This window comes from Paraflavitalea soli (genome assembly GCF_003555545.1).
GTDB lineage: Bacteria > Bacteroidota > Bacteroidia > Chitinophagales > Chitinophagaceae > Paraflavitalea > Paraflavitalea soli.
This window is the reverse complement of the sequence record NZ_CP032157.1, coordinates 3,440,875-3,454,166: the sequence shown is the minus strand read 5'-3', so window position 1 is coordinate 3,454,166 and position 13,292 is coordinate 3,440,875. Positions and strand designations below refer to the sequence as shown.

9 protein-coding genes and 1 tRNA gene are annotated in these 13,292 nt (G+C 50.3%); 3 read left to right on the top strand and 7 right to left on the bottom strand.

From position 1 onward, the window contains the following. Positions 1-61 precede the first annotated feature (61 nt). Both D3H65_RS32935 and D3H65_RS12650 read right to left on the bottom strand, forming a co-directional pair. Positions 62-223 carry a hypothetical protein gene (locus D3H65_RS32935; protein WP_162915596.1) on the bottom strand — a complete coding sequence of 54 codons (162 nt, stop codon included), beginning with the start codon at positions 221-223 and terminating at the stop codon, positions 62-64. 608 nt (positions 224-831) lie between these two features. Next, positions 832-905 (bottom strand) — tRNA-Arg (locus D3H65_RS12650). Between the two features lie 356 nt (positions 906-1,261). On the opposite strand from D3H65_RS12650, the gene D3H65_RS12645 reads away from it, so the two are divergent. Continuing rightward, on the top strand, positions 1,262-1,525 hold the full coding sequence (locus D3H65_RS12645) for a DUF6520 family protein (protein ID WP_119050664.1): 264 nt from the start codon (positions 1,262-1,264) through the stop codon (positions 1,523-1,525). A gap of 15 nt (positions 1,526-1,540) precedes the next feature. On the opposite strand, the gene D3H65_RS12640 is transcribed toward D3H65_RS12645, so the two are convergent. The 4 genes from D3H65_RS12640 to D3H65_RS12625 form a co-directional block, all read right to left on the bottom strand. Beyond that, positions 1,541-2,920 carry a RagB/SusD family nutrient uptake outer membrane protein gene (locus D3H65_RS12640; protein ID WP_119050663.1) on the bottom strand — a complete coding sequence of 460 codons (1,380 nt, stop codon included), beginning with the start codon at positions 2,918-2,920 and terminating at the stop codon, positions 1,541-1,543. Positions 2,921-2,936: 16 nt separating this feature from the next. Then, complete coding sequence (locus tag D3H65_RS12635) at positions 2,937-6,314, bottom strand: SusC/RagA family TonB-linked outer membrane protein (RefSeq protein WP_119050662.1); 3,378 nt, start codon at positions 6,312-6,314, stop codon at positions 2,937-2,939. 259 nt (positions 6,315-6,573) lie between these two features. Then, positions 6,574-7,794 carry a FecR domain-containing protein gene (locus D3H65_RS12630; protein WP_119050661.1) on the bottom strand — a complete coding sequence of 407 codons (1,221 nt, stop codon included), beginning with the start codon at positions 7,792-7,794 and terminating at the stop codon, positions 6,574-6,576. A gap of 85 nt (positions 7,795-7,879) precedes the next feature. Next, positions 7,880-8,425, bottom strand: a complete 546-nt coding sequence (locus D3H65_RS12625; protein ID WP_119050660.1) for an RNA polymerase sigma factor — start codon at positions 8,423-8,425, stop codon at positions 7,880-7,882. Positions 8,426-8,904: 479 nt separating this feature from the next. On the opposite strand from D3H65_RS12625, the gene D3H65_RS12620 reads away from it, so the two are divergent. Further along, on the top strand, positions 8,905-10,338 hold the full coding sequence (locus D3H65_RS12620; protein WP_119050659.1) for a glycoside hydrolase family 125 protein: 1,434 nt from the start codon (positions 8,905-8,907) through the stop codon (positions 10,336-10,338). 107 nt (positions 10,339-10,445) lie between these two features. On the opposite strand, the gene D3H65_RS32930 is transcribed toward D3H65_RS12620, so the two are convergent. Beyond that, entirely contained in the window at positions 10,446-10,613 is a 168-nt protein-coding gene (locus D3H65_RS32930; protein ID WP_162915595.1) for a hypothetical protein, read from the bottom strand. Positions 10,614-10,620: 7 nt separating this feature from the next. Here D3H65_RS32930 and D3H65_RS12615 point away from each other — a divergent pair, with 7 nt between their 5' ends. Continuing rightward, positions 10,621-12,567, top strand: coding sequence for a glycoside hydrolase family 97 protein (locus D3H65_RS12615; protein ID WP_119050658.1), 1,947 nt, complete (start codon positions 10,621-10,623; stop codon positions 12,565-12,567). The last annotated feature ends 725 nt before the right edge of the window (positions 12,568-13,292 follow it).

The following is a 13,292-nucleotide window of genomic DNA, read 5'->3' as shown; positions in this document are numbered from 1 at the left end:
TTTTAAGCGATTTATACAATTTAAAAGGCTGACCATTGTTTAATTGGTCAGCCTTTGTACGTTATTTGTTGGGAAGTTTCTGGCCATTTATGATGGCATACAACAGGGCTACACAGACACAGAATTCGCCCCAATTGTTTTTCTCCTGAACATAATGAACCATGATCAATACCAGGATGATCACGCAAATCATCTCTGGCAGGTTTTCATTTTTGAGTGGCATAACATACAGGGAAGATTGCTCTATCCCCTGTGGCCATTAATGCAATAGCCATTATGCAAAGAAGTGTATAATGTTGTCATTGAGTACTTTCTTTGCCTCGAAGCTGTATTTAAATTAATGGCTGGTTATAGGCAATCTCACTATTTAGGGAAGTGACCCCTTTAAATGATTGAGTTGCCTACTCTTTTAATACAGGTTTTCGGCTTCGCCTGAAACTTTTTTACAGAAGAAATAGATCGGCTTTGCGACATCCTATTTAATTAACGTATAGCAGATAAAAATAACCATTCCTGGATTGGGGAGTCATGTTACCAGTCGTTGTGTAGGCAGGCATTTTTAGTCGGTCCACGGCCCAAATTGGATTGCCTGCGGTGATCCTGTTGAGTGGTGCTTACCCAAAGCCTCTGCCCCCGCTAACGCTTGGGCGGGCATTTTTATTGGTCCGCAGCTTCAAATTGGATTACCTGCGGTGATCCTTGTGGGAGGTGCTTACCCAAAGCCTCTGCCCCCGCTATCGCGTGGGCGGGCATTTTAGTTGGTCCACGGCTCAAAGCAAGCTTTGGCCGTTCCCCAACTAAAATGCCCCGCACTATCGTGCGAGGCATTTGTGAACCGGATTGGATTCGAACCAATGACCCCAAACTTAGAAGGTTTGTGCTCTATCCAGCTGAGCTACCGGTCCCTGACCTATCCGCCCATGGCGGCTTTCTTTTCGGAGCGCAAATATAGATAATTATTTGAACTTTAACATGCTAAATAATTGTATTCTACCCGGTTGCAATACAACTGCTTAGGAGCAATAAAACCTGCTATGGCCAAGGCGGTCTGGCTGGATACGGTCTGGCTGAGCCTGTCCGGCAATCCCATCGCTATCGGACAGATCAAAAAAATGAACCATTGAACCGGATGCATCAAAAATGAATTAAATTACATACAGCAATGATGAAGCCCCGTTAATTCCCTCCTTTTGATAAACAGGTTCCTTCCCTTGTACAACGATGCGGGCTATGTATTTTTTTATCATCAAAAACCTGTTGTATGAAAAAGATCAGATTCTTTCTCATTGCTACCGCCATTACAGTGGCCGTTGGGGGCGCTCTTGCTCATGAGGTTAACAAGAAAGCCTATTGCGATTATTTTCCACAGTACGTTCGTCAGCTTGACGGTACTTTCGTTCCTGCCGGGCAGATCGGCGTTAATTATTTATGCCTCACAGCTTTCACTACCTGTACCTATTATCAGCCAACGCCATGGAGTCCCTTTGTTCCTTGCCGCACAGGGATTTACCTTCGATTGTATTGATGCCTCCTACGGTTGCTACCGTGGATTTTGCTGCAATCCATTTTCCTTTACTGCCTGCGGGGGTATGGGCAGGGTATACTTTGGGTCATTGGGAGTGAGGGTGTAAAGAGTACCTTTCACCCTGCGGGTAAAGTAAATCTGTTTGCCTTCTTTGTTCAGCCGCCGGATATCGGTCCACCGTTGTCCGTGCAGCACGAGTTCCTTTTCCCTTTCTGTACGTATCCAGGATAGCACGGTATCAGGATGGTTCGATTTTCGGGGTATATAATAACCGGGCGCAAAGCGTTTCATGAGCAGGGTGTCGAGGTCGTTGAGGGCGGCGGCTGTTTGTCCCATTTTAGCGAGGCTTTCTGCGTGCGTGAGATAAACCTCGTTGGTCGCAAGGCCTGTGAAGGGATAAAATGTGCCGGCATAACTGCCTTTGAGTTGCGCCTGCGTGTCCACGCCTTTGAAGAAGAGTTGTCGCCGGAGATCCCCGGGAGTATACTTGCTGTACAGATCTGCATTGATAAAGCCGTTGTTGCCGTTCACCAGTCCGCCCAGGAAGCGCGTGTCTTCCTGCATCCGGCTTTGATAAATGATCTCTGGATGGTTGCCTGAAAAAGGTATGCTTGCTGTCGTGTCGGATTGCTGATAGTCGGTGAGTGTCTTGTACAGTTGCAGGCAATTGCCGGCAGCTATGGCTGCCTGTTGGTAATTGCGCATGCTGAGGTATACCCGTGCCAGCATAGCCCAGGCAGCAGCGCGGGAGGGACGATTGGGATGTGCTTTGTCGATGGTTGCAGGCAGAAGGTCCGTTGCCTGCTGCAGATCGGTGCAGATCTGCTGGTAAGTTTGCTGCAAACTGGCCCTGGTGATGGGGGCATTCAGATCGGCGGTAACGGGGAGCGGAATACCGGGTACCGAATCTGCCTGAAGGCTGTCGTAGGGTTGGGCATATAGTTGGGCGAGCTGCCAGAAAGCCCAGGCGCGAAGAAAACGGCCACTCCCCAAAAGAGGTCCATAAGCAGGTCCTGCAGTGCCATTCGACAGTTGTTCAATGGCTTCAATGACCTGATTGGCGCAGGTGACCTGTTCATAAGAGAGGTTCCAGTCCGACACGGTTTCCCCTTCGCTGTAGATGGAGGATTGCCAGGTGTACAGGTTAAGTTCAAAGGGTAGCAGGAAATTGCAGTATTCATCGGTAAGGGAGAAAGACTCGCCGGAGAGAATGCCGGCAGCAGGGGATTGACCAAATAACCAATCATTGTCAAGCAGGGCTTGCAGCGCTTCCGGTGAGCGTGCTACATCGAACGCCGTGCCCGGTTGTCGTTGCAGATCGCCTTTGTTGCAGGCAACAAAAAGAAAAGCGGACAGCAGTAAGCTTATGAATAACAGATGTGTCGGACGGTTCATTGTTGTTGTTTTATGGTTACAGGTTTATGCTAAGGCCAATGGAATAACTTTTGGGCAGCGGCATGGCCGACGGGGAGTCCGGATCGAGGGAATTATGACTTGCTTTCCAGAGAATGCCAAGGTTGGCGCCGTAGAGAAAGATCGTAGCGCCCGACAGGCCCGCTTTCTTGCCTATTTTCTCGTTCAGCATATAAGACAGTTTCACTTCGCGCATGCGGATATTGTCTGCTTTTTTTACCAGCACATTACTATAGCCATACACCTGATCGCGGAATGGATCGATGATCGCAGGGAAGGAGGGGACGGTAGTGCGGGTTTCATCACCCGGTTGCTGCCAGCGGTTGTCGTAATCGGGATGCGGGAGTTTTGTACCTGAAATGAAACCATGGTAGTCCATAGAAGATTGTCGGTAGTGGTAGCCAAACCGGCCAATGAGCAGGAAAGAAAGCGTGATACCATAATAGCTGATGCTTTGGCTGATGGCCGCTGTCCATGGCGGCGTGCTATGCCCCATATATTGCAGGCTGTCGCGTGGACCATTAAGGATAGCAGGGTAATCATTACTCGGCTCCCCCTGCAGGTAAGCACGTGGATCACCGTTGGCAGGATCAAGCGGGGCCTTGTGCAGGGCATAGAGGGCATCCGATGGCCGGCCAACAAGCAGATTGCCGGCTGAAGGATCGAGGTAGTCTATGGCTTTTTGTTTCGAGGTATCAGTATGAATCACTTTATTGGTGGTATAGGCCAACAGCAGGCTGCCATTGTATTGGCATTTGCCCAGGGGCAAACGGACATTCAGCTGTAATTCCACACCGTGGCCCCTGAGTGCGGCCGAGTTGTTACGATAAGGGGTGGCACCTGCGGTAGTGCGGGTGATCTCGTTGTTCAACAGATCCTTACTAAAGCGTCTGTAGTATTCCACCGTGCCGGAAAACCGTTTTTTTGAGAACTGGAAATCGAGGCCTATGTTAAAGAGCCTGCTGGTTTCCCATTGCAGGTTGGGATTGGCAGCATTGAGGATGGTGCGGGTTTCGGCGCCATACTGGTTGATCACCGGGGGAGTAGTGGTGAGCAGGGCCGACAATGATTTGTCGATATTACCGCTCAGGCCAAAGTTGGTGCGCAGGCTGGCCTCGCTAAGCCAGGAGATATTGATGAATGGCTCATTGGTAAATCGCCATTTCATGCCGGCGGACCAGAGCGGCTGTGTCAATGCGTTCGTTCGGGCGCCAAAGAAGTTGCTTTGGTCAATTCGAAAGCTGCCCGTCATCATGTAGCGGCCATGTAAGGCCAGGCCTGCAATGGCAAAGTATGACCTGAAGTAATCGAAAGCTTCCCGTGTATATGGTTTACCGGGTAGGGCCATGGGTGGGAGGAGTGCTTCATACATGTTGTAGAGCGTATCGAAATTGACAGTTTTGCTGTAGTGACGGCCCCGGCTGGTATCTGCTGTTGTTCTTGCGATCTCTGCACCTGCAACGGCAGTTAGCTCCCATTTGTTGTCGGGCCAATTGTGGTTGTAGTCTATCTGTCCCCTTATATTGGTAGCACGATAGTGGGTCTGTTGTATATCTTCCATGGGCCCTTGTGGCACAAGAGAGGCTATGCCAAACCCATGCAGATAGCTGAAGTTGTTGTATAAATCGCGATACGCATAGGATGCTATGGGATAGCGGGTGGTATGGGTCGTATTCTCTACAAGGTTTTGTGCGGCGATCTGTAATTTAAGGCCCTTGACGACTGTATAGGCCAGGTTAATGAAGAGGCGCGTTTGCAACCGGTGAAGCGAGTCGTCACGAAGAGATAACTCGTCAAGCGGGCGGTAGCTCCAGTCAGGCATGCCGTTGAGGACCTGTGTGTCTTTCCACACCTGCGGGCGGTCGCGGTTTACCACGGCAGCAGTACCATCGGGGTTGGCCAGCATGGCATAGGTGTAAGCTATTCCGGGGAAAGGGATATCGTTGCGGGCGCCTGTCTGATTCAAGGCTGCACCCAGGTTTATTTCAACTGTTTTACGCGGTTTGTAACTATAGTTGGATGTGATGCTATAGCGGTATTGTGTGCCCTGGGTGAGGCCGTTATTTATTTTGTCGTATCCTGCCGACAGGTAATACCGGCTTTGTGTATCGCCGCCTTCCAGGCTTAAGTGGTACTGTTGGGCTGTCGTACGCCGGTAATAATACTTGTCCAGATCATCACGCACATCGTGACCGGCGAGGGCCTGCAGCAGGGAGGCCGCTTTTGTTGAGTCGATCATGCCCAGCCTTAATTGTTCGAGTATCTCTGCGCCTGGTGGTACTGATCCGAAGCCGCTTAGCAAAGCAACATCATAATACCCCCTGTGGAAAAAGCTGTCTTCGAGGCTGAGCGTAGATGCCGCACCAAGGAGGGGCAGGTAGCGGCTGTTGTATTTGTCCAACAATGTGAGTTGAGTGGAAAAGGATAGGCGGGGCCCTTGATTATGTTTGCCCTGCCGGGTGGTGATCACGATGACGCCATTGCCGGCACGGGCGCCCCAGATGGAAGAAGCAGCAGCGTCCTTCAGTATAGTGATGCATTCGATATCATTGGGATTAAGCTGGTTGAGGTTGCCATCGTATGGAAAACGATCAACTACGAAGAGCGGTTGGGCATTGGCCAATAGGGTACTGACGCCACGAATGGTAATTGCAGGAAGGGGACTGGTGAGTCCGATGTCGGTATTGAACACCACCATACCTGGTACAAGGCCATCAAGCCGTGGACCGAGGGTAGGGGAGGGCCTTGCGATGAGTTGTTGCAGCCCAATATTACCAAAAGAACCGGTGGCTCTTTCGCGTGGTTTGCGGTTATAACCATCGCAAACGGTAACGCCGGTGGAATCGCCGTATATGGTCACTTTTTCTTTGAGGATGAGATTGAACCAGACGCTGCCATCAAGTATAATATGCTGGGATTCATAATTAACCGCAGAAACATCGAAGAAGGAATCGAGTGCTGCCTGGTACAAGGTAAATCGCCCATCTTTGCGTGTGACAAAATGCTTATTGCTGCCGGATGATACTACCGTGATGTTGGCGAGCGGTTCTCCTCTTTCATCGGTTATCCGTCCTTTTACATCCCTTGGTTCTACTATAATAGCTTCCTGTTCGATGCGACAGGAGACAGGCTGTTTTTTGCAGGCGTCTTCCAGCGCCTGGTATACCTCCACTTTGGTGAAGTTTATTGTTACGGGTGAGCATTTCCGGAAGCGTGCGGCATTGGTTGCACAGGTGAGTCCTGCTGAATCGCTGATATCCCTGATGACGGTCTCAAGGGGGGCGTTGATAAAGGTACGGGTGATGGTTTTCTGTGCATGGCCTTTTACTGCCAGCAACAGGGTGCCAACAGTCAATACTAATAATTTGCTTTTCATTTTATCACTGAGCCTTTTAACCGGCGGTGGACCGATCCGCTTGTTTACCAACGTTCGTTATTACCTGGACGGAACATGGCGCTACTAATGAATGATACCGCGGTTAAGATTTTTTAAGGGTGAGTGTTTTGGTTGCCAACCTGCACCGGCCCATAAGCATTTGCTGTTTATGGGCCGGATTCGGCGATTGTTGCCTCTTACGGCGCAATGAGGGATAAGGCAATGGTGCTGGAATTTGATCAATGCTAAAGGAAAAGGACTAGTGTCGAATGGGGGGCGTTACGTATATCGTGTTGCCTTCCATTTTGATGGCTATATTGCTGTTGTTCTTTTTCATAATGTCGACCAGGTAACCGATCGGCTTGTTATAAAAACTATGAAGGCTGATCTTTTCATCAGCTACCTCAGGCGCGACAGCGATTGAAATGTCATCGTAGTGGCGTTTCAGGTCGTTCATGATGGTAGTTACATCTATGTCTGTAAAAAGTATGCGTCCTTCACGCCAGGCGGAAGCCTCTCCAGGTTTTGAGATCTGGTGTTTTTCTGTTATACCCGTACTGGTGATGGTAGCTTCCTCTCCCGGGTGTAATTGTATGCGGGTGGTGTTCTTACAGATCTGCAGGCTTCCTTCGTCGAGCGTAATGCGTGTCCTGGTGTCGTTGGCATAGGCCCTGATATTGAAGCGGGTGCCTAAAGCTTGTACTTCTACTAAATGTTGCGGCAGTGTATCAAGGGCATTTTTTACGATAATTACCCTGGCGGTATCTGCATCGGTTAGCTTATGTTTCACTTCAAAATAGCCTTCTCCGCTGATCTCCACTACTCTTTCTCCTTTATTGAAATGATCCGGAAACTGCACAGCTGACCTCTGGCCGAGGGTTATTCTGCTACTGTCGTGCAACAGGAGTGTATATATTGCATGCTTTACAAATAGCCGGATATTTCCGGGCTTCTCTCCTTCGGTATACGCTGCCTGGCAGATCAGTTCGTTGTTGTGCCGGGAAAGCAAGGCATTGCCTGCTTTGGTAGGGCGATCAGTCAATGATCCCAGTTCGATCTTTTCACCGCCAGGTAGCAGGAAGAAACTCTCCCCGTCTTCTGTAACACCGGCAATAGCTCTTGACTGTTCCTGCGAAGGTTGCCGGTGGATCCATTGCCAGATGCCCAGGCCCGTGGCAATCACCAGTACGGCTGCAGCGGCCCATCGCAGGCTCCTGTGAAGCCGGCGGCGGGACTGTTCTTTCCATTGTTGCCGGGCATTGGCTTCCCATTGTTGTTGATATTTCGCCAGGTCTTCTCCCTGAGCAAAGGCCATGGCTTCCGCCAGTTTCAGCGGGTCCAGCATATCCCTGTACCATTGTTGTTTGGCCGGTGAGGCTTGTGCAATGAGGTCTTCCAGTTCTGCCTGCTCAGCCGGGGTGATCTCACCGGTGTATTGCTTTATCATGAGTTCAATCGTCCTTTGAGTAGGTGCTGTCATGGAATGATGTTAGAATTAAGAATGAGCCTCTTGTTAGTCATATGCTGCTGCCTTTCTTTTTAACCATTGGGCTACCCGATTTTTTTTACCAAAGTAGCCAGAGCAGTTGCAGCAGCCCCAGCCTGGTCAGTTCGTCCCGCAGAATATTGATGGCATTGGTCTTCGTATTGCGTACTGTTTGCTCGGTGATACCCATTTTTTCCGCTACTTCCCTCGTGGTGTAGCTTTCGCGCAGCAGTTCAAAAACCTCGCGCATCCGTGGTGGCAGTTGCCGGACGCGTTCATTGAGTTGTTCCATTAGTTCCCGGTATATCGCGGCTTCTTCGGGGCTTTCCTGCCATTGTTCTGCGTATAACATCTCATATCCGGCTTCTTTGCGGTCGTTGCTCTTTTCTTTCCGCAGCATCATGTACCATTCGTTCATTGCCATCCCAGCGAGATATCCCCATGCCGGCTCTGCTATATGCCGGCATAGTTTTTCGTCAGCATATATTTTGTAAAAGACAGCCGACACGATCTCTTTGGAGAGCATGCTATTCTTCGTTATGGTATACATGTAGGTCTGCAGTTCCTGAAAATATTTGTTGGAAAGTGCCTGAGCCTCTCCCCAATGGTTGTTTTTCCTGCTCATAGTCAGAGTTGGGTGTTGAGTGATGGTTAACCGGCAGGATAAGGTTTATAGTCGGCAGGGTTTAAGGGGGAAATAGTCTGCCAACTCAGGTATGATACCTTGGAGCGATGGCAAGTAGTAGGGTCTGGCGGAAGGCCAGCGCCTGGGTGGAACATGGCGTGCACTTCAAACACATAATTGTTTTTTTTAAATCGTTAGGCTGCTTTTTGAGCATCACAGGAGAAATATGCTTGTCCACTCCTGTTCAACCATCATACCGGCAACAATATTTATTACTGTCCTTACACCGAAAATGCCGCCGGTAACTATATAACAACTGGGAACCACTTGCTAACTATCCCAAACGGCTATTTTATTTACCCAATAGGGGAAAAAGGCGCCCGCCCACTACTCACATTTTTCTTATATTGCAATTGCTAAAACGGTATAGTTAGACCGTTGGCACAACATTATTCAAAGACCACCACACACTTGCAGTTATGAAAAGAAGCACATTTCTTCAACAGGCGGGCCTCGCCGGGGCCGGCTTATTACTGGGTCCTTTAAAAGGTTTGAGTCTTTCCCCGGCCACGGGCGCCGACCAATTCCCGGTAGTACGGGTGCCTGCCGACAAGCGGCATTTCACCAGCGCCGCAATAGAAAAAGCCATCACGGAGTTCAAGGCCAAGGTGAAGAATCCCGAACTGGCCTGGCTGTTTGAGAACTGTTTTCCCAATACCCTCGATACGACTGTCTATCATACTACCAAAGAGGGGCGCCCCGATACCTATGTGATCACCGGCGATATCGATGCCATGTGGCTGCGGGACAGCTGCGCACAGGTCTCACCTTATCTGCCATTCGTGAAGCAGGACCGGGCTTTGCAAGCGCTGATAGCCGGTGTCATCAATCACCAAACGGCTTGTGTATTGAAAGATCCCTATGCCAATGCTTTTTACAATGATCCCAATAAAAGAGGTGAGTGGACCAAGGACCATACGGATATGAAACCCGGCGTGCATGAACGCAAGTGGGAGATCGACTCCCTCTGTTATACCATCCGCCTGGCTTACCATTATTGGAAGCTAACGGGTGATACCGCGCCGTTCGACCAGCAGTGGCAAAATGCTATCAAAGCCATCTATACCACTTTCCGCGATCAGCAGCGCAAGACGGGCAATGGTCCTTATAAATTCCAGCGTACCACTTCGAATGCTACGGATACCCAACCCATGAGTGGCTATGGTTATCCCGTGAAGCCGGTGGGGCTTATCTGCTCGGCCTTCCGACCCAGTGATGATGCTACGGTATTTTCTTTCCTCATCCCTTCCAATTTCTTTGCGGTGGTGAGTCTGCGGCAGGCGGCCGAGATGATGACGGCGATTGCAAACGATACCAAAACAGCGGGGGAGTTAACCGCCCTGGCTGCTGAAGTAGAAAAAGCCTTGCAGCAACATGCGGTAGTAGAGCACAAGACCTATGGCAAGGTATATGCCTATGAGGTGAATGGCTATGGCAGTTACCTGCTGATGGATGATGCCAATGTGCCCAGTCTGCTGGCCCTTCCTTACCTGGGCGCGGTGAAGGATACCGATCCTATTTACCGCAATACGCGTAAGCTGGTATTGAGTGGGGAAAATCCTTTCTTCTATAAAGGCAAGGCGGGAGAGGGTATTGGCGGACCGCACGTAGGACAGGATATGATCTGGCCCATGGCGATCACGATGCGGGGACTTACCAGTCATGATGATGCGGAGATCAAAGCCTGTATCCAGCTCCTGCAAAAGACCCATGGCGATACGGGTTTCATGCACGAAGCATTTCACAAAGACGATCCGACAAACTTCACCCGTAAATGGTTTGCCTGGGCGAATACCTTGTTTGGAGAGTTTCTGTGGAAGACTTATAAAGAGAAACCATCACTATTAGTATAGCCTACTTAGGAAGAAGCTGTGAGCTACGAGCTTCGAGCTGGAACAGCCAGTTGAGAGGTAGTGATCAGTAAGCAGTGGACTTCTTACTGGTAGCTATGGAGCCTGCATCATAAGATACTGCCAGCAATAATCAAAGCAGCACCTGGGGTGGCGCCGGCCGCCAGGCTGCGCGGAGCGATCAGGCCTGGCTGATTTTTTGGTTCTTTTGCATCAAGGCAAAAGAACAGAAGATGATGAACCAAAGAAAAGAGAATAGATTTTAATAAATAACTCATAATTCCCATGAACGCTAAAAGTCTTTGGCTGGGCAGCCTCCTGCTCGGCATGATACTGCCATGTTTTGCCCAAAAGAAATACAGCCTGTCTTCGCCTGATAAAACCATCCAGGTAAGTATAAGTATCGGCGACAGCATTACCTATGCTGTTAGCCTCGATGGCAAAGCACTGCTGACAGCAGCGCCCATTGCTTTCCAAACCAGTGCAGATAAAAATGCTCAGTGGAAAGTAAGCAAAGCGCTGACCACTGCCAAAGATGAGCTGCTGAAACCCGTGGTGCAGCAGAAAACAGCGGAGCTGCGCGATCAGTATAACCAATTGCATGTTGATTTTGCCAATGGGCTGAGCCTCGAATGGCGGGCCTATGACAATGGCATTGCCTGGCATTGGATCACCAACCACCAAACAGCTTATACCGTGCTGAAGGAGCAAGCCCTCTTTGGCCTGGAAGCGCATGGCCGTGCCTGGTATCCGCAGGAAGATGGTTTCTTCAGCCACAATGAGCGGCAATACCGGAACTACCGGATAGATAGCATTGATGACAAGAAGCTGGCCAGTCTGCCGGCGCTCTTTGAGTCGCAGGGCGCCAAGCTGCTGATCACCGAATCCTCCCTGTTCAACTATGCCGGTATGTGGTTGCGGGGTAAGGGCAATGGCCAGCTACAGGCCGTATTTCCGCATTATCCCAAAGAAAAAAAAGTGACCAGCGACCGTGATGAGCGGGTGAATAGCCGGGAGGATTTTATTGCCCGTGTGAGCGGTCCGCAGGCCTTTCCCTGGCGTATTGTGATGATTGCGCGTACTGATGCAGCCATTCTTACCAACCAATTACCCTATCAACTGGGGCGACCTGCTACGGGTGACTACAGCTGGGTGAAGCCCGGTAAAGTGCAGTGGGACTGGTGGCATTACAACAATATCTATGGCGTGGATTTCAGGGCGGGGATCAACAATGATACGTACAAATATTATATAGACTTTGCCGCTAAATATGGTATTGAATACGTGCTGCTGGATGAAGGCTGGTGCGATACCCGCGACCTCATGAAGCAGGCGCCTGGTATTAATGTGGAAGAGCTGGCCAGGTATGCCCGTGAGAAAAAGGTAGACCTGCTGTTGTGGACCAGCTGGCTGGTGCTGGACAAGCAATTGGATACCGCGCTGAAGGTATTTGCCCAATGGGGTATTAAAGGCATCAAGGTCGATTTTATGCAGCGCGATGACCAGGATATGGTGAACTATTACGAGAAGGTATCAAAAGCTGCCGCGGCCCATCATATGCTGGTGGATTTCCATGGGGCGTATAAGCCTACCGGCTGGTTGCGCACCTATCCCAATGTGATGACTTCCGAAGGCGTGTTGGGCAATGAGATCAGTAAGTTTGCCGGTTCCATCGATCCGGAGCATACTACGACCATTCCTTTTACCCGTATGGCGGCAGGACCGATGGATTTTACACCCGGCGGTATGCTCAATGCACAGAAGAATGCCTGGGCGGCTGTGCCCGGTGAGCCCCTTACCCTGGGTACCCGTTGCAACCAGCTGGCCATGTATGTGATCTATGAGAGCCCGCTCCAGATGTTGTGCGATATGCCCACGCATTATTACCGTGAGCCGGAGGCCATGGAGTTCCTGCGGGCCGTACCTTCTGTGTGGACGAATACCGTGCCCTTACAGGCGAAGGTGGGCGACTATGTAGCGATAGCCCGCCAGGCTGCGAATGGCGATTGGTTTGTGGGCGCCATGACCGATTGGACGCCCCGCGACCTGGCGCTGGATCTTTCTTTCTTGCCGGAAGGGAAGTGGCGCATGCAGGTGTGGAAAGATGGTCCAAATGCCGACCGCAATGCCAAGGATTGTGCGGTGGAAACCACCACTGTTGACCGGACCAGTAAGCTGATCATGAAACTGGCTAAGGGTGGGGGCTATGTGGCGCGGATCGTTCGTTTGTAGTTTCCTGTTTTTGAATATAGCGTTAACCCTGTGGGTTTGCTGGCGGCGACGCTGGCAGGTTCCAGGGTTTTTTGATTAAAAGGCAGCGAGGCATCGGGGCAACAAGGCAAGAGGAAGGCTAGCTGCCAGCTGTAGAAAACAAGCTACGAGTTTTGTTTTTTTTCAGGCCTGCGGTGCTTTATCCAGCCTGTTTTCGTATATTACTGTATATCATCGTTCTTATGACAAGTATCGCGCTTTTTATTTTCCCGATTTCGATCAAACCCGCTACGGGGGCGGGTTTGCCAATTCAAAACAATATAAACCCGCATCCCGCCTGCATTTGACCTCTGTTCTGTTACTATTGCTTTACTATTGCGTTGCTGCTGCCTTACTATTCCATTACTTCTGATGGGGGATTACCCGGGGAGTGCCATGGGATTACCCCGGGAGGATCCGGGGAGGGATAGGGGGCAGATCCCACAATGACCAGGGACTGATCCAGGGATCATCAGGGGAATATAGTGTCGCATTTGGCCCGTGGCGTGCCATAGTTAGCTTTTCTTCGGGTCTTGGCTGGGTTTGAGTCGTATCTCATTCGTATTTCATTCGGTACCCGCTTAGGCCGGCTCAAACCATGCCCAAAATCAAAACAAGTCAAGCCAGCATTCAATTCATTTCAAAGGCGCCTGAAAGGTGCAAAAAATGCGCTTTATCTCCGAACATGGCCCGAACGAGACCCGAAT